We start from the raw sequence: 24,487 nt of genomic DNA on the forward strand, positions 1-24,487 counted from the left end.
ACTTTTTCGTACTTCTGGCACGCAAGTCCAAAGAAACTTTCGTTTCCTTCTTCTTGCAGTGCAAGTGTTGGCTGCGCCAAGCACTCACACCTATCGGTTGTTCGTTCTGTTAAAGAGCAGTGACGTTCCGCGTTGTGTGCGTTGCATCGAGGAAAGTGAATTTATCAAACCGTTACGGCAGGGTCAAGTGTTTTTCGAACAAACACCGAAACACCTGATCTACTCTTTAAGATAAAACACGTCTTCATGTCCACCCACCTTCAGTGACTGGCCGACTTTCACTCCCCGCATGCGCAACAGCTCGTGCAGCAAATCGTTTTATCTACGCAAAAAACCCTGATTTCCTTGGAAAATCAGGGTTTTAGCTTGATATGGGGTGGATGATGGGACTCGAACCCACGACAACCGGAATCACAATCCGGGACTCTACCAACTGAGCTACATCCACCAACGAACCTGGCGCGCCCGACAGGACTCGAACCTGTAACCCCCGGCTTAGAAGGCCGGTGCTCTATCCGGTTGAGCTACGGGCGCAAGTCTGAACTCAGACGCTTGAATTCTTGGTCGGAGTACAAGGATTCGAACCTTGGACCCCCTGCTCCCAAAGCAGGTGCGCTACCGGGCTGCGCTACACTCCGACATCAGAGGCGTGGACTATACCTGCGGGCAGCCACCTCGTCAATCCCCATTGAGCAGGCTGGCATATAAATGCGAAAATATACAGCTTGATATCCCGCCCCCCACTCCGGAAGCCTTACACACATGTCGGCACAAATCATCGACGGCAAGGCCGTCGCAGCAGCACTGATCGAAGAAGTCCGCACTGGCGTTGACGCCCGTCTCGCCGCAGGCAAGCGCGCCCCTGCCCTCGCCGTGATCCTAATCGGCGATGACCCTGCATCGGCGGTTTACGTGCGCAACAAGAAAAAGAGCTGCGAGAAGGCCGGCATCCGTTCGCTGGCCTGGGACCTGCCGGCGTCGACCACGCAGGCAGAACTGCTGGCCATCGTCGACCAGTTGAATGCCGACGACGAGGTGGACGGCATCTTGGTCCAGCTACCGCTGCCCAAGCATATCGACCCGCAGGCCGTGATCGAGCGCATCGCCCCGCACAAGGACGTGGACGGTTTCCACCCCTACAACATGGGCCGCCTGGCGATCAAGATGCCGCTGCTGCGACCGTGCACGCCGCGCGGCGTGATGACGCTGCTGGAAAAATACGGTATCGATCCGAAGGGCAAGAAGGCGGTGATCGTCGGTGCGTCCAATATTGTCGGCCGCCCGCAGGCGCTGGAAATGCTGTTGGCGCGTGCGACGGTGACAGTCTGCCACAGCGCGACCGAAAACCTGGCCGCGGAAGTCGCGGGTGCCGACATCGTCGTTGCTGCGATCGGCAAGCCTGGCTTCGTCAAGGGCGAGTGGATCAAGCCCGGCGCGGTAGTGATCGACGTCGGCATCAACCGGTTGGCGGACGGCTCGCTCGCCGGCGACGTGGAGTTTTCCCCAGCCTGCGAACGCGCGGCCTTCATCACACCGGTTCCCGGCGGCGTCGGCCCGATGACCATCGCGACCCTCTTGCAGAACACGCTCGATTGCGCGAACCTGCACGCATGACTTTCTGAATAGCCGACACAACGCCACCGCCCACGGGTGCGTGGCGTTTTGCTTTCTATGGATACCTCACGGACACCCCATACGATGAACTCGAAACCCGCCACCGCCACCTTGCTGGTGAGTTGCCCCGACCGCAAGGGGCTGGTCGCTGCCATTGCCAACTTCCTGATGACTTACAACGCGAACATCATGCACGCTGATCAGCATCAGGACCTCAGCGAAAAACTGTTCCTGATGCGCGTACAGTGGGAACTCGACGGCTTCACCCTGCCGATGGAAAGCTTCGGCGCCGCCTTCGCGCCGATCGCCGCCGAACACCAGATGCAATGGCATGTTTCGCTGTCGGCCCGCAAACCGCGCATGGCGATCTTCGTCTCCAAGTACGAACACTGCCTGGTCGACCTGCTGCACCGCTGGCGCATCGGCGAGCTTGACTGCGAGATTCCGCTGGTGATCTCCAACCACGAGGACTGCCGGCGCATCGTCGAATTCAACGGCATCCCCTTTCACGTACTGCCGGTCAACAAGGACAACAAGGCCGAGGCCGAAGCCGAACAGTGGCGGCTGATGGAAGAAGCCGGTGTCGACTTCATCGTACTGGCCCGCTACATGCAGGTGCTGTCCGAGCGCTTCGTCGAGCGCTACCCGAATCGGGTGATCAACATCCACCACAGTTTCCTGCCGGCTTTCGACGGCGCCAAACCCTACCACCGCGCGTTCGCGCGCGGCGTGAAGCTGATCGGCGCGACCAGCCACTACGTGACCGAAGACCTCGACGAAGGCCCGATCATCGAGCAGGAGGTGACCCGCATCTCGCACCGCGACAGCGTGGAAGACCTGGTCGAGAAGGGGCGCGACCTGGAGAAAGTGGTGCTGTCCCGTGCCGTACGCTGGCACATCGACAACCGGGTCCTGTCGTACAGCAACAAGACCGTCGTGTTCGACTGAGCATGCAGGCCATCTTCCACGACGCGATCGACCTGATCCGCGGGCGGGTCCAGCCGCTCGCCCATTACAACTACCCGCCCTGGCAACCGGCGATCCTGCTGCTGCTCAGCGGCCTGCTCGGCGCGGCTGGCGCGACCGACCTTGGCGACGACATCGCCGGCCGGCTGATGCTGTTCACCCTGCTGGGCACCGCCGAGAGCATCCTGCTCGCCGGCTTCATGCGCCGCTGGCTGAAGTTTGCCGATACTGGCGCGCAACGCCCGCTGTTCGGCATCATCGTCGCGGTCGGCGCGGTGCAGTTGCTGAGTCCGCTGGCCAGCTGGCTGCCCGGCGACGTCGCCGACGCGGTCACCATGGTGATCGCCCTGTTCGGCATGTTGGTGATGATCAACGCGCTCGCTGCGGTCAGCGGCAATACCCGCGTGCGCGTGCTACTGGGCACGCTGCTGTTCAGCCCGATCGCCGCGCTACTGATGATGCTGGCCTTCTCGGCGGGCGAGTCGCTGGGCTGGATCATCCTGCCGGTGAAAGCAGCAACCGGCGGCTGAAGACGTCTGCACAAACACAAACGGCGCACCCAAACACTATGTGGAGTAAATTCACTCACATTAGCGCGTGAGTGAGTGGCATCAGGGTTTGGTACATTGTTAACAGTAATATTTTGCCAGCCCTTGGGACTTGTACCTCACTGCTACATTTTTCGTGAGTGAGCGACTTGGTGTAGGCAAGGCATAGTCGCTATGCCCTGTATATCTCAAGGCGCCGACGTAACCGTCGGCGCCTTATCTACGTCTGGACGCTGGAGCGCGATCCGGCGAGGACTGCAGGTCACCAGCCCCACCGCCCCCAACTAGCTGCGTCACACCCACGCCTCCCCCAGCGCCTCGGCCTGTTGCAACACCGTCTGCACGGCCTCGTCCTGCCCGTCCGGCGGGTACTTGTACTTGCGCAGGATGCGTTTGACCATCAGCCGCAGCCTGGCGCGCACGCTCTCGCGCTGCGACCAGTCGACGCTGATGTTCTCGCGCAGGTTACTGGTGAGTTCGTGGGCGATCTTTTTCAGCGTCTCGTCGCCCAGTTCGAGCACCGCTGCGGCGTTGTTGGCCAGCGCGTCGTAGAACTTCACCTCGTCGTCACTCAGCCCCAGCGCCTCGCCGCGGCCGGCCGCCTCGCGGAATTTCCTGGCCATCTCGACCAGCTCTTCCATCACCTGTGCGGTCTCGATGCTGCGGTTCTGGTAACGCTTGACCACCGAGGCCAGGAGTTCGGAAAACTTCTTCTGCTGGATCACGTTGCTGGCGAACTTGCTGCGGATCTCGCCTTCAAGCAGGCGTTCCAACAGTTCCACCGCCAGGTTCTTCTCCGGCAGGTTGCGCACTTCGGCGAGGAATTCGTCGTCGAGCAGGCCGATATTCGGCTTGTCGAGGCCGACCGCGTCGAAGATGTCGACCACCTCGTCGCTGACCAGCGCCTGGCCGATGATCTGGCGGATCGCCAGTTCCTTTTCCTCGTCGCTGCGCTTCTTCTCGGACAGGTCACGCTTGGTCAGCAGCACCTTCACCGCCTGCAGAAAGGCTACCTCGTCGCGTACCGCGCGGGCCTCGTCCAGCGTGCAGCACAAGCTGAACGCCTTGCTCATCTGCAAGGCAGTGTCGGCGAAGCGCTTCTTGCCGTCCGGCTGCCCCAGCACATGGTTGGCGGCGCCGGCCAACAGCTTGTGGCCGCCCTGGGTGAAGTCGCTGTAGTCAAAGCCGTGCAAGAGGCCGCGCAGGATGTCGAGCTTTTCTTCGAGCAGCGACCAGGCCTCGGCCGCGTCCACCGTCGGCCGGCCGCGACCGTTGCTGGCGGTGTACTCCTTCAGCGCAGCTTTCAGTTCGTTGGCGATGCCGATGTAGTCGACCACCAGCCCGCCTTGCTTGTCGCGGAACACACGGTTGACGCGGGCGATCGCCTGCATCAGGTTGTGACCCTTCATCGGCTTGTCGACGTACAGCGTATGCACGCACGGCGCGTCAAAGCCGGTCAGCCACATGTCGCGCACGATCACCAGCTGCAGCGGGTCGTCCGGGTCCTTGAAGCGCTGCTCCAGCCGCTTCTTCACCTGCTTGGGGTAGACGTGCGGGCGCAGCAAGGCCTTGTCCGAGGCCGAGCCGGTCATCACGATCTTGATCGCGCCCTTGTCCGGGTCTTCGTCGTGCCAGTCGGGGCGCAGCGCGCAGATCGCGTCATACAGATGCACGCAGATCTCGCGGCTCATCGCCACCACCATCGCCTTGCCGCGTTGCGCGGTCTGCCGCGCCTCGAAATGCGCGACCAGATCCGCCGCCACTTGCCGGACACGCGGCTCGGCGCCGACCACCTTTTCCAGTGCCGCCCACTTTGACTTCAGGCGAGACTGCTGGTCTTCCTCCTCGTCCTCGGCCAGTTCGTCCACCTCGTCGTCGATCAGCGGCAACACAGCGTCAACCAGGCGCAGCTTGGCCAGCCGCGACTCGTAGTAGATGGCCACCGTCGCGCCGTCTTCCTTGGCCTGCTGCATGTCGTAGACGTGGATGTAGTCGCCGAACACGGCGCGGGTGTCGCGGTCTTCGCTGGAGACCGGGGTGCCGGTAAAGGCGACGAAGGTCGCGTTGGGCAGTGCGTCGCGCAAGTGCTGGGCGAAACCGACCTGATAGTGTGCGGCCGGCTCGGCGGCGAGCGTGCCGGTCGCCTGCCGGGTCTTCAGTTTGGCCTCGAAGCCGTACTGGGTGCGGTGCGCCTCGTCGGCGATCACCACGATGTTGTGGCGGTCGGACAACATCGGGAAGCTGTCCTCGTCCGCGCCCGGTGCGAACTTCTGGATGGTGGCGAAGATGATGCCGCCGGATGGCCGCCCCGCCAGCCGGGCACGCAAGTCCTGCCGGGTGTCCGCCTGCACCGGCTGTTCGCGCAGCAGACCCTGTGCCAGCGAGAACACGCCGAACAGCTGGCCGTCCAGGTCGTTGCGGTCAGTGATCACCACGATGGTCGGATTCTCCATCGCAGCCTCGCGCATCACCCGCGCGGCAAAACAGGTCATGGTGATGCTCTTGCCGCTGCCCTGGGTGTGCCACACCACGCCGCCCTTGCCCTTGCGGCTGCCGGCCACCTCCGGCCGCGACGCGGCGACCACCTGCCCGATCGCGCTGCGCACCGCGTGGAACTGGTGGTAGCCGGCGATCTTCTTGATCAGCCGGCCGTCGTCCTCGAACAGTACGAAAAAGCGCAGGTAGTCGAGCAGGCAGGCCGGCGCGAACACGCCGCGGATCATGGTTTCCAGCTCGTTGAACTGGCCCAGCGGGTCGAGCGTCACCCCGTCGATGGTGCGCCACTGCATGTAGCGCTCGGCGTTGGCCGACAGCGAACCCATGCGCGCCTGGCTGCCGTCCGAGATCACCAGCACCTCGTTGTACTGGAACACGTCCGGGATCTGTTCCTTGTAGGTCTGTACCTGCTCGAACGCCTTCCAGATATCCGCATTCTCGTCGGCCGGGTTCTTCAGCTCCATCAGCACCAGCGGCAGGCCGTTCACGAACAGCAGGATATCCGGCCGCCGCGCATGCTTGGGCCCCTTCAGCGTGTACTGGTTGACCGCCAGGAACTCGTTGGCGCCGGGCGCGTTTTCCCAGTCGATCAGGCGGGCGAAGTCACCGCGCGTCTCGCCGTCCTGCTGGTACTGCACCGGCACGCCGTTCACCAACAGACCGTGGAAGTGGCGGTTGGCTGCCAGCAGCGACGGCACGCCCAGATCCATCACCTGCGCCAGTGCATCTTCGCGGGCGGCCAGCGGCAGGCGCGGGTTGAGGCGGGCAATCGCCGTGCGCAGCCGTTCCAGTAGCAGGGGCTGGCGGTAGTCGGCGCGTTCAGCGTACTCGGCCTCCGGCGCGATGTCGTAGCCGGACACATGGCTGTAGCCGGTCTCCACCAGATAGCTCAGCGCTTCCTGTTCCAGTTGGTCTTCGGTCATGCTTACCCCTTTGTGGCCGCACGGCGGCCTGAGTCTTTGCAATTCTGTGTTGCGTGTTCCGGACCTGATCTGTTGTCAGGATGATTTTCCCGGCCCGTTTGTTCTGGCGCTATCCAGTTGCCAATTGCCTGTCGCCATCCGATACGGCAGGAAGGGATGGAGTGTCATGCTGCACCGATGCCGGCAATGCCCGCCCCACCCAGACATAGCACCAGCACAGAGGCCACGTAATGAGAGCGTCGATCACGAACCCCGCACTCATGACTGCAATCACCTCGCGCACAGTCGGCGCCCAGCCCCATGCCTGAACAGCCACAGCGGCGGGCACCGTCGTCAGCAGCGTCACTACCGTTGTCGACAATGGAATCGGCCAGGCCACACGGGCGCCGATCAACATGCCGCGGGCCGTCTGCGAGAACGTAAACAGCACATACGGCAATACTAACCAAAGGGCCATCTCGCCGGACAAGGCCACCAGCGCACTGTCCGTGTTCAGCATCAAGGCCCAACCTTGCCACCACGACAGGGCAAGTAGCAGGAATAGGTTCAGCAACAGCAGCACCGACAAGCTGGAAACAATGGCCTGCCGCCGCCGGATCAGGTCATCCGACTTGCCGACGGCTACCATGGTCGTTTCTGACAGGGCCAATACCGGAATCAGCGCGGTCCAGATGAGCTGCATGGCCAGCCCATACGCGGCGTAGGGCAGCACCCCCATCAGGTTAATCAGCACCAGTAGGTAGCTATATCCGGCATTGCGGATCAAACAGTCGAGCCCCGTCATGCCGCCTACGCGCAAAAAGTTGCGTAAGGGCATGAAACAACGGGTAAATCGCCAGCGGGGCCACCCTGCGATCGACCATAAGGCCCACAGTGCACAAGCGAAACCGGCCATGCGGGTCAGTACATAGCCCAAAGCGATCCCGTCCAGCCCCAGATCGAGCGACCAGGAAAAACGGCCATACAGCAAGGCATCCACGGCCATGCCGCAGGCCAAGGTCAAAGCGGTCACCCCAACCACCCGTCGTCCGTGCCCCATTCCCTTGAGCGCCATCATCAGGGTCATTGCCATCACTTCGAATGGCATGCCTACGCTGCGAAACTGCAGGTACTGCACAGTCGGAGCCAGCCATGCCTCGGGCAATTTGCTGGCTGTCGACATCCAGTAGGTTGCACCCAGTTGGATAGCCAGCATCAGCACACAAGCTGCGCCCCCCGTCCAGATGATGGCTGCCACCGAAAACCCAGCAGCACGTTCCTTGCGTTTCAGGCGGGCACAGGCTGCTAGCACCGCGAACGGCACCGATTCCAAAATCACTTCTAGCGCCAGTTCGGCAAAACGAAACTGCTCGACCGCCGCCAGCACCTCGGGAGGCAGATCACCGACCTGCCAGACGCGGTGGATTTCGTACAGCTTCGGCAGCAACATCGCGCCGATCAGGCACAGCCAGAACAGCCAGTCAAAATACCGCAATCGGTCGGCTAACCTGGACCAGGCAGAGCCAATCACGCTCTCGTGTATGGACACTTCAAACAATATCCTTGATCAATGAATAGGCTCCAAGTCGGTTGCTACAGACTTGGCCAAGAGCGGAAACCCGCACCCCACTGGCAGCAACAACTCGTCCCGCTCCAGGTCGAACGGCACCACATGCAAGCGCAGTCCGCCGCCAAAGTCGAAGGGATGCAAGGGACGCGCAAATTTCCGGTATGCCGGGTAGATCAGCGCCAGCTCGCCTTTTCCGTCCAGATAGCGCTGGCCATAGGCAAAGAGCTGGTAGAAGTCGGCCTGACTCAAACCGTACTTGCCATCCCGGTCGCTGCTATCCAGCCGCTTCCACTTTGTATCGAGCACCCAGCGCATGCTGCCCTGTTCGATCAGCAAATCCGGCTGCAGCTGGAACATCTTTTTGCCCAGATGAGTACACAGTGCGTCGCTGCTTGCTTGCGTGGTTAGCCGCGCCCCCGGCAGCAAGCGGCTGCGCACATGGCGGGCGACGTAGTCCTCGAACAGCTTCTCCATCGGAAACAGCAGGCTGATGCCGCGATAGTCTCCCGCTACCGCCTGCGGCATGTGGCGGTACAGAATCAGCTCGCACCAAGGCTTCACTGCCTGATAGTGCGCCATCAGCCGGTCATCCCGCCATTGCCTGAAGTCCGCTTCGGTATTCCGGCTGGCCGGCAGCTCGTGCAGCATGCCGGCCAGTTCGTGGGCCAGCCGCCAGTTGTCGGGGTCCTGGGTCGCCTTGCAAACCAGCGCCAGCGCACTTTGCAGCAAGCGGTTTTCCGGACGATCCGGCAGAAAGACATCGTGGCGGATCTGGAAGTAATGGTCACGCCCGGGCGGCTGGCGCATCTGCCGCACCACATCGAGCTGGCCGCGCAGGTAGCGCTGTTCTTCCTCGATGCGCTGGTAATCAAAACGCAGGCCGCGCTTGACCAGTTGTTCCAGCGCCCGCAGGAACTCTCGCATCACCCACTCGGACAGCGGAGTATCGAACAGCTGCAATCCCGCCTCTTGTGCTTCGCGCGGCGACAGATCCAGCGCGCTGGCGATCAGCTTGCAAAGCAGCCGGCGGGATGACGTCTCGCAGTCGCCTTCGTCGTGGTGCTTGGGCAGGATCTCGATCACCTGACCACACGGGCTTTCCAACACGCCGACGTAGCTGTCCAGCCGCAGGCACTGCCGGCCTTCCAGTTGCATCAACTGGGCACCCGAGCGGCGGAAGCCCGCCATCAGCTCGCATAGCCAGGCGAAGGCTGATGGGCTGACCTGGGCTTCGTCCAGCGTGTTACGCGGCAGCGGAGCTGTGGTCAGCCGGGCATACTCACGAACTACGATGAGTGAACTCATCCAGCTGTGGCCATCTCGGGCGAGGCTGCCGCGACAGCCGTGTCTTGCTGTGCCTCAGATTGCCCACCGGCAATCCCCGCGTACGCCGCGCGCTTATCAAAAGCACTCTCGTTGAGTTGCCATTGTGGCGTCTGGCGCAGCTTGTCTTGCACGCCGGGGAACAGGCCGGCCAGCCCCAGCGCCTTGTCTTCCACGATGAATGCTACATCATCGGTCTTGCTCTGATCGTTCAAAACCCAGCGAATGCGCTCCCAGTCCTCGAAGAAATATTCCTGCAGCAGCGGCAGGATGGATTGGCGGAAGATCGCAGAAAGCCGCGAGAGTGTCGGGTCATCCTGCAGCGGCATGAAGTAGGCGTGGCCGAGACAGTGATCAGCGTTGAGCAGTAAGGTAATGCGCTGGTTCATCACCCGAAGCATCTGGCCGATGTTCACGCCTTCCACCTCCACCCCGTCCAGCAGCTCGGGCTTTGGCGGCATTTCGATGAAGGTGAAGCGGCGGCGCAGCGCCAGATCCAGCCCGGCGAGTGAGCGGTCGGCGGTATTCATGGTGCCGATCAGGTAGACGTTGTCCGGCACCTTGAATGCTTGTTTCGAATACGGCAGCGTCACCTCCAGCGCCTCGGCCGCGCCGGCACGCTTGGACGGCTCGATCAGGGTGATCAGCTCGCCAAAGATGCGCGAGATATTGCCACGGTTGATCTCGTCGATCACCAGTACGCGTGCGTCCTGGCTGGTGGCTGCCGCATCCATAGCCTGTGGCTGCAACAGCTTTTCCAGCTTGAACGCGTCCAGAGAAGGGCTGCGCAATTCGTACAAGGTCATCTGGCTGAACTGGCCGTTCAGCAGTGCCGTATACGGCAAGGACGGACTGTACTGGCGCAACCACTTGACTGGCCTCATCTGCACATAATCACTGTCCTGCCCTGGATTGCTCTTGTGGCTGTAGTCGCCGGTTATCTCGCCGATGGCGCGCAACTTGAAGTTGCCATCGCTGACCACCACCAAATCGCCGGTCTTCATTCGGGTGGCAAAGGCCGTCACGCTGGTCAGGTTGTAATCGGTGTTGCCGGTCAGCGGTATGCCTGCTGCCTCGAATCGTTGCCGGATCGCTTGGCGGTCAGTACAGCCGGTGAAGTCGAGGCCTCCACCGTAGCCCAGCAGTACATAACCATTCTCGATGCACTCGTCGAAGACCCCTGCGTCGCTGCCCTGAGTGTTACCGAGTGACATTTTCCAGACTGTCCGTCCCGCAACGTCTAGAGGCGCATCCGTCTGGCGGGTGACTTTTACGTCTGCCAGTTCGCACAGACTCTTGAATACGCCGTCGACCACCTGGTAGCGGATCTGTCCGCTGGTTTCGTCCGTCTCCGCCCGCAGCCCCTCGACAAAATCCTCGTAACTGAAGCTCTGGTGGAAGGTGACAAAGCGGATGCGGTCTTCGGCGCACAACTGGTCGAAGCGATCCTTCAGCGTTTCACGTGCCTGCGACTTTTCTTCCAGCGAAACCGCTGTAGCCAGCGCCGCGTCGTAATCCCCCACTACTGCCGGGTCGAGAATCTTCAGAGAAGCACGGATGGTTTCGTAGGTCTTGCCAGTGCCTGGCGGTCCGTACAGGATCTGGTTCAAGGGAAGAGGTAGCCCCGCCTCTGCCGGGTCGGAAAAGAAGCTTTCCAGCGTTGGGCCTTGGGCTAAAACGCTACCGCCTCCCTGTATCAGGGCAACGTAATCCCGCCAGTGTCGCAAGGCGTTGCTGGCAGCCCAACTGCCATAGTTTCCCTGCGCCTGATCAACCCCTCCTTGAGCATAACGGACCAACAACGCGTCCAGCTCATCCAGTTGGGTGAGCGTGAACAGATCCTGGCCGCAATGCTTGGACAGATGGTTCAAGCCGGAGCAATAGCTATTGATGGTATTGGGTTGCAGGTTGCGCTGAGCTTTCAGGTAGTGCTGATAGCCGCTCTTGTCTGGCGAGGTCATGGCAGTTCCTTGCAAAGTTTGACTTCGACATCCGGCAGCCACAAATGGCCGGAGAGCAGGCGTGCGGTCGGGTGGGTGAGCCGCGCAGCGGCGTAACCCACCGGCGCGGGTGGCACTTTGGGTTTGTTCATGCGCCGGCCTCCTCGATCAGCGTCTCGGCCTCCGACAGCCGCAACTGGCCGGAGATCAGGCGCGGCAGCAGGGTGTCGCGCAGGGTGGAGAGGGTTTGGGCTTGATCTATGTTGTGCGAAATTGAGCACTCAAAATGTCCCACCAATTTCTCGAATGCAATCAGTACAGCCGTACTTGGCTGCAACACCGGCACAGCTTCTAGAATGCTTGTATTCAAATTTGGCATAGTAGCGCCAACAGCATGTCTAACAAGCCATTCTCGGCTAGCCGCCTGATCTAACGATCTTGACAGGAATGAAGAGGATGGGAAGCCTTTACCAGGCCGTACCAACAGACAACCTGTCCCACATAGCCAGCCGGATTCCTTACCTCCAATCAATGCATGCTTTTCTACATCACCACGACGACTAAACACGATGTCGCCATTTTTCAAATAATGTTTAGCCAGCCTTAAGGCATCGCCTTTTCCGATTTTTGCCGTTGTCGACTGCTCCACCCTGCGGCTAACAATGTCTCTTGGCATCACAACTGGAATACCCTCGGCCACATAATCAGAGGCATGCAACTGGCTCCCGAATGGGCCAGTTTGAATTAACCCTCCATATCTTCTGCAAATATCACCAAGGACGGAGGCCTCCCACCCCTCCGGCACCAACCCCTGCGCGGTCTCGGTGAAGGTGGACGGGAACAGCGCCTGCAGCTCCGGCGGCAGGGTGGCGGGGCGGGTGCCGGCGTTGGCGTGGATGGGGTCGAAGTCGACGAACCACGACTTGAACAGCGCCTGCGCGATGGCTTCCAGCGTGGCGTTGGTTTCGCGCAGCAGAGCGATGCGGTCGTCGAGGGCTGACAGAACGTCAGCAGATGCCTTTTGCTCTCTGATTGGAGGACATGGGACTTTAAAGTCCTCAATCATCCCTTTTGTCAAAGCGTTTCTAGTTGCCCCAGCTGCAGCTAAGCCGAGCATCAAATCTTGCTGATACGGCGAAGCCAAAAAATAGCGCAGGAAACGACTATCGAAAACGGATGGATTTGGCCGGACGATTGCAACGTGTTGGTTAACACGAGCAGGCAGGTATTGCGAATGTGCTAAGCAGACACGGGCAACCGAATCACCAGTTATGTTCAGCAAGACATCTCCAGCCTCAACAGAAACACCATCAAGCTTTTTCGCTTGATCGGTACTAATGAAGGCTAATCCGGCTGGTTTAAACCCGTCGTTATAGACGTTTTGGCTGCGAATTAGCGTAAATGGGCCTGAGTCGAGGTAAGCGTCTTTGCCACCTTTGGGCGTCGCACCGCTTCCAATCTTTAGGCAATGATCTCCGAGACGACGCCACTCAAAACTCATACCCAATCCCCCCCAGCTTGTGGCGGATCAGCTGATCCAGCTCCGCGCCCTTGGCCATCTGCTCGGCCAGCTTCGCGGTCAGCGCCGCCATCTTCTCCTCGAACGCCTCGTCGTCATCCTCTACCGCTTCTGCGCCGACGTAGCGGCCGGGGGTGAGCACATGGCCGTGTTCGGCGATCTCGGCGAGGGTAACGCTCTTGCAGTAGCCGGGGATGTCCTCGTACGCCGCCTCACCTTCACCGCGCCACGCCTTGACGGTGGCGGCGATGCGTTCGATGGCGTCGTCGGCCAGTTCCGCCTGCACGCGGCTGATCATGCTGCCGAGCTTCCTCGCGTCGATGAACAGCACTTCGCCCTGGCGGGTAGCCTTGCCCTTGGCGAGGAACCACAGGCAGGCCGGGATCTGGGTGTTGAAGAACAGCTGGCCGGGCAGCGCGACCATCACTTCGACCACGTCGGCGTCGACCATGGCGCGGCGGATGTCGCCCTCGCTGTTTTGCGTCGAACTCATGCTGCCGTTGGCGAGCACGATGCCGGCGCGGCCACCTGCTTTCAGGTGGTACAGCATGTGCTGCAGCCAGGCGTAGTTGGCGTTGCCTTGCGGCGGGGTGCCGTACACCCAGCGCGGGTCGCCTTCCAGCGAACCATGCCACCAGTCGCTGATATTGAACGGCGGGTTGGCGAGGATGAAGTCGGCGCGCAGGTCCGGGTGCTGGTTGCGGGTGAAAGTGTCGCCCGGTTCGCGGCCGAGGTTGAAGTCGATGCCGCGGATGGCAAGGTTCATCGCCGCCAGACGCCAGGTGGTGGGGTTGGATTCCTGGCCGTAGATGGCCACATCGCCCAGCTTGCCGCCGTGTGCTTCGATGAATTTTTCGGATTGCACGAACATGCCGCCGGAGCCGCAGCACGGGTCGTACACCTTGCCCTGGTGCGGGTCGAGCACCGCCACCAGTGTTTTCACGATGGACTGCGGGGTGTAGAACTGGCCGCCCTTCTTGCCTTCGGCGCTGGCGAACTGGCCGAGGAAGTATTCGTACACCTGCCCTAGAATATCGCGTGCCTGGCTCTGGTCCTGCCCGAAGCCGATGGTGGAGATCAGATCGACCAGCTCGCCCAGCTTGCCGTCCGGCAGTGGTGCGCGCGCGTAGCGTTTGTCGAGGATGCCCTTCAGGCGCGGGTTGTCCGCTTCGATCAGCGCCAGCGCGTCGTCGATACGTTTGCCGATGTCGGCCTGCTTGGCGTTGGCGCGCAGCGCCTCCCAGCGCGCGGCCTCCGGCACCCAGAACACGTTCACCTCGCGGTAGTAGTCGCGCTCTTCCAGCTCTTCGGCGATCAGTTCGGCGTCCGCGTCGTGCAGGAAGTATTCGTCCTGCTCGTCGGTAAAGCGGCGGGTCAGCTCGTCGCGCCGCGCCTGGAAGGTGTCGGACACGAACTTGAGGAAGATCAGGCCGAGCACCAGGTGCTTGTATTCGGCCGCGTCCACGTTGGCGCGCAGCTTGTCGGCGGCGGCCCACAGGGTTTTCTGGATGTCGTCGAGCATGGTGGTCTTTCTATCGGAATTCGGGGTGTTCGGCGGCAGCAGCCGGCCAGCCGGGAGCGAGTACGGCGCTGTCGACGCCGGCCAGCACGTCAGGGTTGGCCAGCCACAGCCGGCAGGCCGGGTCTTTGCTTGCGGCATCGGGCGAAGCGTCGACGTTCCAGCGGCGCAGCAAATAGCCCGCACTGACGGCGCGTACCGGCAGCGAGAGCCGGCCGTCTGCCAGCGCGTAGTCGAGCGCGGCAACGGCGGGGTGTCCCAGGCGCGGGTGCGGCACCAGCTCAAGGGTGAGCAGGGTCTGCCACTGGCGATCGGCTGCCGGCTGTTCGTGCGGTGCCGGGGTTTCGGCCAGCAGCTCGGCACTCAGGATGCGGGTGAGCACCAGGTCGATAAACGCACCGCGCAGCCGGTCGAAGGCGCGCACATGCCAGCGCAGGCCGCTGTCGACCAGCGCGTGCGGGGCGATCAAGCGCTCCTGCTCGCCGCTGCTTTCCGAGTGGTAACGGATGCGCATGAGGCGCTGCTGGCGGATCGCGCGGCTGACCGCGGCGAGGATGGGTAGCTGCGGCCGGTTGAGCAGTGCCGGGTAGTCGCCCGGCAGCAAGGCAGCGCCGACCGCCTCGATGCTGTACGGCTCGCCCTGCATCAGCGCGGCTAGCACTTGCTCCAGCCGGTGCCCGAACAGCGGCGCGAAACCCGGCTGGATGAAATAGGCTTTGCTCGACGGGTCAAGCAAGAGGTTGTCCGGCGCAAGCTGCCGGTACAAGGCAAAGTCGCGGGTGGCTACCGCCGGCGCGACATCGAAACGCGCCATCAGGTCGGCGCGCCGCACTTCGCCGAGAAAGTACAGGCAGAACTCGAGAAAACTCAGCCGCTGACGCTGATTGTGGGTGAGTTGCCCCAGGTTGGCGGGGATGGTGTCCATGGCAGTTGCCAGTCAGTCAATACAAGGGCATTGTGCCATGCGACGGCACAAATATCATCATTTTGATTAGATTGAACTGGTTGAACGGCTCGGTGTGGCGTCCTTGCCAAGCCAGATAGCGCAGGCGGTGTGAGCACGCGTCTTCAGCGGATTACTGGCGTCCGCGCTTTCAAGCTGGCCAACTGGGCGAGCAGGGCCTGCTTTTGCTCGTCGTCCAGAGCGCCGAGTTGCTTGATGATCTGCGCGTCCAGCTCGTTTTCGCAGAAGAAGTACGCCACCGGCACGCCGAGCTCATCGGCCATGCGTTTCATGGTGTCGTAGTCGGGCATGTGCTTGCCGGTTTCGTATTGGCTCATCCGTGCACTCGCGCTGTTGGGATCCATGTCTAGCAGGATGCCCAGTTGCTGCTGGGTCAGGCCTCTGTCGAGGCGGGCAGCCTTGAGCCGCTCAGGGAGTGGGGAGTACTTGGGCATGTCGCAAAGTTCGTGGGTGCGCGATGCCTAAGATTTTCTTAGCTACCGAAGCTAAGATATACTAAGTATTTCTTAGATTTCAACCGCATCATGAAGCGACGCTACCAGAACCAGTTCAAGATCGAGGCGCTACGCTACTTACGGAACGTGAAAAGCATCAGCAAGGCAGCCCGCAAGTTCGACGTGCACATGTCCACCCTGGCCTCCTGGCAACAAATCGGGTTAGAGACCTTCCTGCAACGAGAGCAGGCGAACCTGCTAGTGGATGCCCGAAATCAGGATGCGCGTGCATTGCTGCAGCGGATTCAGCGCTTGGAGCAGGAAAATTCCGTCCTCCGGCAGACCGTCCGCCACTACTTCAACGAGTCGGATCGTGAAGGCTTTGCGACGGTACCGAAAGCGCAGGCCAGCCGAAATAACATGCGGCCCTTTGCGCGGTAGACGGCCGCCACGCGATGAAAACGGTCAACGGCCGGGATACGCATCATCGCAAGAATCCAACCCTGCCTGCGCAGCGTTGAAGTTCTTCGCAAACCATGTCCCCAAAGTGCTGACGGCAACGTCGGCGTTTCATGCAAGCCGAACACCCTGGGGTGCTGCCCCAGACCCCGCACTCGCCGTGAGGCAGCCGGGGTGGGTTAAAAACTCACCCACCCCAGCGGCCGGGAGTGTGGTCGCTACAGCGGCGTCAAGGGCTTTCGCGGCATAAACGGGGGCCCTCCCACGGCAAGAAGCCGCCGCGGGCCCCTCCCATTTATTCCACGGTCCCTTGACCCGCCTTCGCTCATTTCATCACCTCACCACTGGCTTTTGGTCAAAACCAGCTTCTACCGGATGCCGTCACCCCGGGCACAGTCGGCACCCTCTCCGCCATTAGGAATGAGCGCCAATGCCTTAGCGACGCCGGCCCTCTTCGCCGTGTTGCTTGTACTTGCCTCACCTTCACCAATAATTTTCCTGATCGCCGTTATATACCCCGGCTTGAAGACTACTCGGCCAGCCTCGTTGATGACACGCCCTTCAGCGTCGGCGGTCCAGCCTTCGTCGTTCAACAAGCGGTCGCTGACAGCATGGCGTAGTGCCTCAATCTCGGTGGGAAGCAACCCGGTCGATGCGGGCAGTATCTGCACCGAATCACTGCGTTCGGCGGCTTTGGGGCGCATGTCGATGACCCGATTCCCCTCGGCCTTGAGGAGGGTGATTTCCCGGCGCATCTGCCTGTTTTCGGCCAGGATGCCCGACATCATCGAGCGCAGTGCCGGGTTTTCGATCTTGTCGATCAGCGCCGCGTAGGGGTTCTCGCTGACCTGGCGCACCTTGCGGGTGACGCCCCCTGTATGCTCGGCCCAGGCCTTGATCAAGCCCTTGTAGTCATCGCCGGTCTTGTTGTGGATCGCGCCCTTGCCCGGGCCACCACGATCCGCCGCAATGCGGGCAATCGTTGCAACAGAGAAGTCGCGGCTGCCACGCTCGTACTGTTCCTTGCAGACCTCGTAGATGACCTCGAGGGTCTTTTGCTTGCGTGGTGTAGCGGTTTTCTTGAGCTGATCGAGCAGGTCGTCAGGATGCATGGTCATAGCGTATCCTCCTTGGGCGGCGACAGGGTCCGCTTGGCCTTGACGTGGTCGATCAGAATCTTTGCCTTGACCTCGGTAATCTCGTTGAGCACCTGCTCCTTGAACAGGCCGATTTCCTTGAGCTTGAGGCGGCATTCGGCATAGGGTAGCGCTCCCTCGATCGAGCCGGTACGCGCTTGGATCAACTGCATCACGGCATTGCCGATCAACAGCTGATGTTCCTGGTCGAGGTACATCATCACCGGCTCCATGCCGTTGTAGCGCAGCATGGCATCGAGCATTTGTGCACGCCGGAGGGTAGCAAAACCGGCATCGATGTCGGGGTAGATCACCGCATTCTCGCAGACGACTTCCAACTGGTGCAGTACCGACTGTGACTCGATGAAGCCGACCTCTAGGTCGGCCATAGTGCCCTTGGCCACAAGCTTCACGCCCTCCGTCGATGTGTCCTCGGCGATCTGGATCGAGCGCTGGATCAGGTGGTTGGTCGCATGCAGGTCGTTCATAAACTTGTTGAGAATCAGCGCCTCGGCCTCGATGTACTTGTTGAGCTGATCCAGTTCGCGCGTGCGCAGGAAGGGCCGATCCGCCCGTTCGGCCTCAAGCTGCTGATCCTCAAGAAAGGTCAGCCTGTCCTGTAAGGTGTTGTAGCGGTCGCTCTGGCGGTGGATTTTTTCGCTCACGGTATTGAAGTGCGCGATCAGGCCGGGCAGGAATGCGGGGCCGGTCAGGAAGAAGCGGCAACAGGCGCAGTTGCGCTCTTGCGGGAAGCCGGGGACAGGTCCATAAATCTGTTCAGACTGACGATTAGTGAGTCGTTCGCCACCCACATCGCACAGCGTCGCGCCATTGGGGCAGATGCCCTTGTCGTCGAAGACGAAGGCAGCGACTGCGCCCCGGTTCGTGATGGCCGCACGCACTGCATCCTCCGACACATAGGCGAAGCGCTGGCTCACCTGCTCGAAACTGGCATCCTGAAGGAAGCGACGGTGGTTGGATTGTTCCGCTTCCAGTTCGTTCTTTTCAGCCTCGTTCAGCACCTCCCGCATGTATGCCTTGCCGAACTTGGTGTAGTAAAGGGTCATGATGATGGTCGCGTGCCCGGCGATCATCTTGGACACCACCGCAATCGGCAACCTGAGGTCGAGGATGAAGTAAGAAATCAGCGACACCCGCAGGGCATGCAGGGGAAAATAAGTGGCGCTGTCGGAGTCCGGATCGACAAAGCGCAGCGGGGTGCCGTCGTTCAGGGTCTCGCCCCGTTCGGCGCAGCGCCGCTCCAGTTTTGAGAGTAATTTATACCAAAGCGACTTCAAAGCCGAAGCGTCAAGCGGTTTGTCGCCCGCGCTAGCGGCGGGGTCACGAAACAGGAAGCAGGCTGCACCCCGCTGTGCCAGCACCTCGGGGTGGGGCGGTGTTCTGTTAAAGTGCCTATTTTCTAGTTCCGTCCACGGCGTCGGCGCGTTAATCGGGTTGTACCTCTCCTGCCAGTTGCGCAGCTTCTCCAGCCAGTACAACACTTCGTCGTGGGCCCAGGGAATCACGTAGCCCCTCTCGTTCTCGCCCTTGTTGATGTCGGCGGTCTTATTAGTGTTGATGTAAATGCCCGCCTCCTTCTCGTTCGCGCTGCGATGGAACACCCCCCGTTGGCAGGGCCTCTTCTCGCTGCCGGTGGCGAGCGGGCCAGGGTTGAGTACGAACCCACCTCCGCCAGGCGCATGGACGTAGCGCCAGGTATCGGCCTCACCCGAGTCGAGCATGCGCACCTGAAAGGTGCGCAGCGGCAGTTGCAGCTTGAGATACAGCGCCACCGCGCGCACGGGCGACCAAAGCTCCCACACTTCGGCCGGATAGCCCTTGGTCTTCATTTCATACGCGGACGCCGCACGCTTGCGCGCCACGCAGTCGGGGTCGTTGGGATTGACGAGCTTAGGATTGGCAATAAACCAGTCGCCGCCATATGCTCCTTGGTCCATCGCCTGCTGCGCCCAGGTCCAGTCTCGAAAGCTCCGGCCCTCTGCCAGCATCCCGCGCAACTCGCGGATGTAGCGGATAGAGAGTGCCGCCTTGTCCGATTGGGTGTTGGTGGTCAGGCCAGATGTCGTCAGCCGCTGGACGGGGTTGTGGAAACGGGAGCGGTTCCATTCGCCGGAGTCTGGGTCGCCAAACGTGGTCGCAAGCACCCAGTCAAGGAACTCGGCAACGATGTTGTTGTACTTTACATCTTCTGCTTGAAGCGCCTGCGAACCCCTGCGTTTAGCGTCCACAATCACTTGAGCAAAATCTGGCTTCTTCGTCTCCCGCAGCAGGAAACGCCTGTAGTTGCGCTCCAGGTTCTGGCCGTGCAGGTAGTTGATCAGGAACTTGTCGATGGCTCCACGGCGAGCATTGACGGCGCTTTTCTGATCCTGCATCCATTCGGCGGCGAGGCTGCACCAATCCTCCAGCCTGGGATCGAGTTTCAGTACGTGGATGAAGCTCAGGTCTAAGGTTTTGCCGTGCTGCTTGGGCCGCCGTCTCGGGAAAGGGTTGCCGAGGTGGGGCGGCACCACGCGAAGACCGTCAGCGTCGGGCACAGCGAATTTTTCGCGCAAGATCCAGTCGAGGAAGTCGCTGACAGCGTCATGCTTTGCCTTGGCGGCCGTTTCGCTCACCAGCGACAGTTGCAGTGCCGCATCCAGCGCGGGCAGGCTGCGATCCCGTGCAAAGAACGCTTCGGGCGGCAAGGAATGCAGCCCCTGACCATGCAGGTAGGTGACCAGAAAGGCAGCCAGGCTGGTTTGCATGTAGTGGTAAGTCTTGGGCAGCCCCGCCCAATACTCCGCAGCCCACCCCCGCCAGCCTTCCATGGCCGGGTCGAGATCGAGGAGGAAACTGAATTTCGGGTCAAATTTTTTGATTAATTTTTGTTGTCCTTTGCGCATCAGCGTCTCCTCAACAATTTCGGGTTCGGGCCAGAGAACAGACCGAGTGGATCAACGTCCCTGAAGCCATAGGCGAGGAAGTCGGGCGGCGGCAGCGCCGCGCCGTCGTCGGCCTTTTCCGCTTTAGCCAGGGCAGCATCAATGGCTCGTTTGAGCTTCACGCGATCCGGCGCGGTATAGACGAGCTGGGACTCCATCGACTTGTGATGCAGTGCCTTCTGCAGATAAATCGCATCGAGTCCCAAATCTGACAGGCGCTGACCGTAGGCATGTCGGTGTCCATGGGGCGTGGTGCCGAGCGCTTTGGCCGGGGTGAGACCGATGCGCTTGATCGCCTTGGCATGCGCATCCTCGAAGGCATCGATGCTGTAGGGCTTGCCTTCACGAGTGACAAAGGCATAGGGATGGTCAGGATTGAGCCGGTCGCGCTGCGCCATGTAGAACACCCACAACTTCCAGAACAGTTCCCCCGCCCAGCGCGGAACCCAATGCACATGCATGAAGTGTTGCTTGCTGTCGAGCGCATTGCCTTTCCAGCCGGCGTGCAGGGTGTGTGAACTCTTGTAGTCCGTGCGGGGCGGCAGGCCGTACTTGTCGCGCAGGTAGGTGGCGCGATCGCAGGCCACCGGCTTGCCCTTGGCATCGCGCAGATCCGGCGGGGCGAGACCGAGACTGGGGTGATAGACCTTGACCAGCGCCTCGCCAGGGGCCGTGTCGTCGGGTATCACATCATGGATGTAAAGGTGAAACGGCTCGCTCATGCGCAAGCCGCCATAGTGCAGCAGCATCGTGATCAGGATGTCGCGCAGGTTCAGCCGCTCTTCGATGCGCGGACTTTTCTGCTTGCCCGGCACGATGAAACCTTTGAATAGCAGATCGACCATGCGATCCGCGGGAAAGTATTTGACCGGCTCGTGGACGATGACGGGGTTGCGCTTGAGCAGGACACTGCGCGCCTGGCTTACCTTGAGCGCGGCGACGTCGATGCGCATGGTGTGACCGAGGAAGGCGCGATTCTTCTGGTGCTGCCAAGCTGCCCACGCCAGTTGTTCTTCCGCGCGCGTCGCCTGCCGCCACGGATTGAGTGGCTGGGTGCCTTGTTCCTGTGCCATCCAGTCGCTGAACTTGGACAGGTGATTGACCAGCACGCGTACGACAGGCGGTTTGCGGGCATCCCAGTACAGACCGCTGGGGTCGCTGCCATCGACGCCCACCGTACCGCTGTAGAGGCGCTGCACGAAGGTAGTAAACAGGTCTGCAGGGCTGTCGAAGAACGCATGGTTGGCTTCCATATAGTCGACCAGGAGACCCACCGCCTGCACCAGCTTGATGGTACTGCTCTCCGACAGCATGTACTGATGTTTGAGGATGTAGTGGATCAGGGGCTGCAGCGGGCCGAACTCGGTGAGGATGACCGGGATTTCCTCATGGATGCCGGTGTTGTCGCGCACGACCTTGTAATAAACAACGGTATGGGTCATGCCATACCCTCCAGAATTTCGGTGAGCAACGCGCCGAGCGCCACCTGACGCAACGACGCATGGGGCGGTGCTTCGACCGCATTTCTGGCGGCGGCCACATCGCCCACCAGAATGACTTGCTGCTGCGCACGGGTGATCGCGGTATAGAGCAGCGTACGGTCCAGCAGCCGGGCATGGCGCACCGGCACGATGATGCGGGGGAACTGGCTGCCCTGCGCCTTGTGGATGGTGATGGCGTAGGCCAGTTCCAGGTGAGGCAGCAGGTCGGGCGTCAGGTCGCGCTGCTGCCCGTCATCCCATCGGATGACGCCAAGACGTTGCCCCGGCTGGGCATCACGGTCGGGCGGCTCGACCGACACGATGACCCCGAGCGAGCCGTTTTGCAGGTTCATTTTCCAATCGTTGATCAGGCAGATCACCGGCGAACCGACCCGGAAGCCGGTGCCCTGCACGATCTCGAATTCGGCGTTCCAGCGCAGCAGCTCTTCATTTGCGGCATGCAGGGCTGCCGCACACAGGGCATTGATCGCCTTAACGCCGCCGGCGGCAGCGGTTCGAGTTGCACAGAGGATTTGGACGTTTTGCGGGTCGTCGGCCAGCAGGTCCAGCACCACATCGTTGATGTCGTTGAGCGCACAGGGCAGGAAAGCCATCTCGGCCTGTGGATCTTCCGGCAGGTCGGGCCATTGGCCTCGCCGGATCGCGGTGGCGGCTTCGGCAATCTTGCCGCCGTAGCGCTTGACCTGCTGCAACTCGACGCGCGGGATGCCGTCATGGTGGGCCAGTTCATGCAGGAGCAGCCCCGGTCCGACCGGCGGCAGTTGGTGCGGGTCGCCCACAAGGACGAAGCGGTAGGTTTCCGGCAGATGGCGGATCAGGCGATACGCAGCCGGCAGATCGAGCATGGAGGCTTCATCGATGACGACAACCGCACGCGGAGGCAGGGTGCCGGCATTAACGCTGGCGAGAAACCCGGCGATGGTGGTGGCTGGATGGCCGGTCGCTTCACTAATGCGTCGTGCGGCACGCCCGGAGAGTGCCATGGCGCAGACCGGCCACCCCGCCTCCGCGCAAATGCGAAAGAAGGCGCGCAGCACGGTGGTCTTGCCGGTGCCGGCCCCGCCGGTGATGACCCCGATGGGGTTGGCATTCGCTACCGCTAGTGCGTCGGACTGGCTGGCTTCGAGGGTGACGCCGGACTCGGCCTGGTAGCCGGTCAGTGCGGCGGCCAGTTCGCTGCGATTGAGCAGAGGGTCGGGCTGAACGGCGCGCTGGGCGATTGACTCGGCAATGCCGCGCTCCATGACATAGGGCCCAACGGCATGCAGCCGTCCGGCACGGCGCAGGAAGCATCCCTTCGCCTCGGCTTCGCTGAGGGCACGGTCAACGATGTGGTCGGAACCCAATAAACGGCCTACCCGCTGCACTACCTCGCTGCGAGTCGCACAGGTGTGTCCGGCGTCGAACGCCCCGTACAGGGCCTCCTCCACCGCCCCAACGAGTCGCCGCGGATCGTTCTCGGCAATGCCGAAGGTGTCTCGGGCGAGTCGGTCGGTGGTAGCCCAATCGGCGGCAAAGCTGATCAGGCGATAGGGGTCGCGCTCGATCTGGATAGCCGGATGCGGACTGAAATAGGCGATGACCTTTCGGCCCAAGGCGAGGGGGAACCCTTTGGCTTGCAGCCATTGTAGGGTAAAGGTATCACCCCACCGGTGCCAGGCGTCGGCAAGGGTCGCGGCGGCGTCTGTGGTCATCACTTCTTCGAGCCGTTTCACGTCGCCGTTGTCGAGGATGGCGTAAAGGTCGTGGCCGAAGTGACCCCACAGGCGACGTGCCTTGACCATACCGATTCCGGCGAAGGCATCGCATTCGGCAAGCAGGGTGACGATGTGCTCTCCGGAAGGGCGCAGCAGTTCCATTGCCTCCGGGGTCAGCGTGGATTCGGTCAGGCGGTAGCCATTGACGACGATGGTGCTAGCCTCGACCTTGCCGGTGATGATCCAGAGTTGGCCGACTTCGACGGCGGTCGTGAGCAGCCAGTGCGGTGCCTTGACGACCAGATGTGCCTTGGCATCTTGGCGCATGCCACGCTCGTCCACCTCGATGCCGGTGAAGATCGCGCCGCCACGCCCTTGCGGGGATTGGCTGCGAATGGCACTGACACGGACGGTGAGGCTCGGGAGGCTCATCTAGGCAGTCGTCCGGTGCTGGCGAGCACGTCATCCATCAGGCGGTAGCGCTCCAGCTGGCTTCGAAGCGCCATGAGTTCGGCACGCAGGGCGGCGTTTTCTGCTTCAAGACGCTTCAGGCGGGCTTTGTCGGCAGCGGCGCGGGGATTGGGCGGGTCGGTGATTGGTACAGGGGCTGCGGGATCGGCAACGGGGGGCAGGATGTCGCGCTCGCGCAGTTGGGCTTCGAGTGTACGCAAGGCGTCCTTGACGCGGGGGTTCTGCAGAAGAACGCTCTTGGCGAAACCGCACTCTCTGGCAATCTCCTTACGGCTGAGCTGGCCGCGCAAGACCATTTCCCGATAGTCGGCGTCAGTCTTGCTGGCGACCCAAGACAGGAAGGTGGCGAGGTTTAGGTCGGCCTTTTGCTGGCCGGAGAGATTGTTGAGTGCACTCATAGTATTTTTAACAATACTCCACACCAACAAAAATGCTAGGCAAAAAAATGCCGCCTCCATGTTTGGAAGCGGCATTTTCGGGAC

19 protein-coding genes and 3 tRNA genes are annotated in these 24,487 nt (G+C 61.5%); 5 read left to right on the forward strand and 17 right to left on the reverse strand.

Annotated elements, in window-relative coordinates:
* The coding region (locus GZH52_RS16695) for a hypothetical protein (RefSeq protein WP_203525764.1) at positions 1 to 235 on the forward strand (235 nt) is incomplete at its 5' end.
* Between the two features lie 137 nt (positions 236 to 372).
* Here GZH52_RS16695 and GZH52_RS13515 read toward each other — a convergent pair.
* The 3 genes from GZH52_RS13515 to GZH52_RS13525 all read right to left on the reverse strand — a co-directional run bounded on the left by GZH52_RS13515 (position 373) and on the right by GZH52_RS13525 (position 638).
* Positions 373 to 448: transfer RNA gene (locus GZH52_RS13515), tRNA-His, on the reverse strand.
* 9 nt (positions 449 to 457) lie between these two features.
* Positions 458 to 534: transfer RNA gene (locus GZH52_RS13520), tRNA-Arg, on the reverse strand.
* A 27-nt stretch (positions 535 to 561) separates the two neighbouring features.
* A tRNA-Pro gene (locus tag GZH52_RS13525) sits at positions 562 to 638 on the reverse strand.
* A 124-nt stretch (positions 639 to 762) separates the two neighbouring features.
* Here GZH52_RS13525 and folD point away from each other — a divergent pair.
* From folD to GZH52_RS13540, 3 genes are all read left to right on the forward strand, one after another.
* Entirely contained in the window at positions 763 to 1,614 is an 852-nt protein-coding gene (folD, locus tag GZH52_RS13530) for a bifunctional methylenetetrahydrofolate dehydrogenase/methenyltetrahydrofolate cyclohydrolase FolD (protein WP_163317100.1), read from the forward strand.
* 84 nt (positions 1,615 to 1,698) lie between these two features.
* Positions 1,699 to 2,562, forward strand: coding sequence for a formyltetrahydrofolate deformylase (purU, locus tag GZH52_RS13535; protein WP_163317102.1), 864 nt, complete (start codon positions 1,699 to 1,701; stop codon positions 2,560 to 2,562).
* 2 nt (positions 2,563 to 2,564) lie between these two features.
* Entirely contained in the window at positions 2,565 to 3,110 is a 546-nt protein-coding gene (locus tag GZH52_RS13540) for a hypothetical protein (RefSeq protein ID WP_163317104.1), read from the forward strand.
* Between the two features lie 311 nt (positions 3,111 to 3,421).
* Here GZH52_RS13540 and GZH52_RS13545 read toward each other — a convergent pair whose 3' ends face one another.
* The 9 genes from GZH52_RS13545 to GZH52_RS13580 form a co-directional block, all read right to left on the reverse strand.
* Positions 3,422 to 6,547, reverse strand: a complete 3,126-nt coding sequence (locus GZH52_RS13545; RefSeq protein WP_163317106.1) for a type I restriction endonuclease subunit R — start codon at positions 6,545 to 6,547, stop codon at positions 3,422 to 3,424.
* A gap of 109 nt (positions 6,548 to 6,656) precedes the next feature.
* Positions 6,657 to 8,075, reverse strand: a complete 1,419-nt coding sequence (locus tag GZH52_RS13550) for an MATE family efflux transporter (protein ID WP_163317108.1) — start codon at positions 8,073 to 8,075, stop codon at positions 6,657 to 6,659.
* An 18-nt stretch (positions 8,076 to 8,093) separates the two neighbouring features.
* Complete coding sequence (locus tag GZH52_RS13555; RefSeq protein ID WP_163317110.1) at positions 8,094 to 9,401, reverse strand: McrC family protein; 1,308 nt, start codon at positions 9,399 to 9,401, stop codon at positions 8,094 to 8,096.
* Complete coding sequence (locus GZH52_RS13560; protein WP_203525765.1) at positions 9,398 to 11,380, reverse strand: AAA family ATPase; 1,983 nt, start codon at positions 11,378 to 11,380, stop codon at positions 9,398 to 9,400. The genes GZH52_RS13555 and GZH52_RS13560 overlap by 4 nt, the downstream gene beginning before the upstream one ends.
* On the reverse strand, positions 11,377 to 11,511 hold the full coding sequence (locus GZH52_RS17025) for a hypothetical protein (protein WP_275405079.1): 135 nt from the start codon (positions 11,509 to 11,511) through the stop codon (positions 11,377 to 11,379). The genes GZH52_RS13560 and GZH52_RS17025 overlap by 4 nt, the downstream gene beginning before the upstream one ends.
* Complete coding sequence (locus GZH52_RS13565; RefSeq protein WP_163317112.1) at positions 11,508 to 12,860, reverse strand: restriction endonuclease subunit S; 1,353 nt, start codon at positions 12,858 to 12,860, stop codon at positions 11,508 to 11,510. Before GZH52_RS13565 ends, GZH52_RS17025 begins: the two co-directional genes overlap by 4 nt.
* On the reverse strand, positions 12,850 to 14,400 hold the full coding sequence (locus GZH52_RS13570; protein WP_163317114.1) for a class I SAM-dependent DNA methyltransferase: 1,551 nt from the start codon (positions 14,398 to 14,400) through the stop codon (positions 12,850 to 12,852). Before GZH52_RS13570 ends, GZH52_RS13565 begins: the two co-directional genes overlap by 11 nt.
* A 10-nt stretch (positions 14,401 to 14,410) precedes the next feature.
* Positions 14,411 to 15,322 (reverse strand): helix-turn-helix transcriptional regulator, encoded by a 912-nt coding sequence (locus GZH52_RS13575; RefSeq protein ID WP_163317116.1) that lies wholly within the window; start codon positions 15,320 to 15,322, stop codon positions 14,411 to 14,413.
* 143 nt (positions 15,323 to 15,465) lie between these two features.
* A complete protein-coding gene (locus tag GZH52_RS13580) occupies positions 15,466 to 15,795 on the reverse strand; it encodes a helix-turn-helix domain-containing protein (RefSeq protein ID WP_163317118.1) in 330 nt (109 codons plus the stop codon).
* A gap of 90 nt (positions 15,796 to 15,885) precedes the next feature.
* On the opposite strand from GZH52_RS13580, the gene GZH52_RS13585 reads away from it, so the two are divergent.
* Entirely contained in the window at positions 15,886 to 16,236 is a 351-nt protein-coding gene (locus GZH52_RS13585) for a transposase (RefSeq protein WP_163317120.1), read from the forward strand.
* 386 nt (positions 16,237 to 16,622) lie between these two features.
* Here GZH52_RS13585 and gmtX read toward each other — a convergent pair whose 3' ends face one another.
* The 5 genes from gmtX to GZH52_RS13610 are packed head-to-tail and all read right to left on the reverse strand — an operon-like array spanning position 16,623 to position 24,478.
* Positions 16,623 to 17,372 carry a gamma-mobile-trio protein GmtX gene (gene gmtX / locus GZH52_RS13590; protein WP_203525766.1) on the reverse strand — a complete coding sequence of 250 codons (750 nt, stop codon included), beginning with the start codon at positions 17,370 to 17,372 and terminating at the stop codon, positions 16,623 to 16,625.
* Positions 17,369 to 20,296, reverse strand: coding sequence for a gamma-mobile-trio integrase GmtZ (gene gmtZ / locus GZH52_RS13595; RefSeq protein ID WP_163317122.1), 2,928 nt, complete (start codon positions 20,294 to 20,296; stop codon positions 17,369 to 17,371). The genes gmtX and gmtZ overlap by 4 nt, the downstream gene beginning before the upstream one ends.
* The gene (gene gmtY / locus GZH52_RS13600) at positions 20,296 to 21,777 is read right to left on the reverse strand and encodes a gamma-mobile-trio recombinase GmtY (protein WP_163317124.1); all 1,482 of its coding nucleotides are present in this window, start codon (positions 21,775 to 21,777) and stop codon (positions 20,296 to 20,298) included. The genes gmtZ and gmtY overlap by 1 nt, the downstream gene beginning before the upstream one ends.
* Positions 21,774 to 23,966, reverse strand: coding sequence for an ATP-dependent DNA helicase (locus GZH52_RS13605; protein WP_163317126.1), 2,193 nt, complete (start codon positions 23,964 to 23,966; stop codon positions 21,774 to 21,776). Before GZH52_RS13605 ends, gmtY begins: the two co-directional genes overlap by 4 nt.
* Positions 23,963 to 24,478, reverse strand: a complete 516-nt coding sequence (locus GZH52_RS13610; RefSeq protein ID WP_203525767.1) for a VPA1267 family protein — start codon at positions 24,476 to 24,478, stop codon at positions 23,963 to 23,965. Before GZH52_RS13610 ends, GZH52_RS13605 begins: the two co-directional genes overlap by 4 nt.
* Positions 24,479 to 24,487 lie beyond the last annotated feature (9 nt).

It is taken from the genome of Crenobacter caeni (genome assembly GCF_010435965.1).
In the GTDB taxonomy this organism is placed as follows: Bacteria; Pseudomonadota; Gammaproteobacteria; order Burkholderiales; family Chromobacteriaceae; genus Craterilacuibacter; species Craterilacuibacter caeni.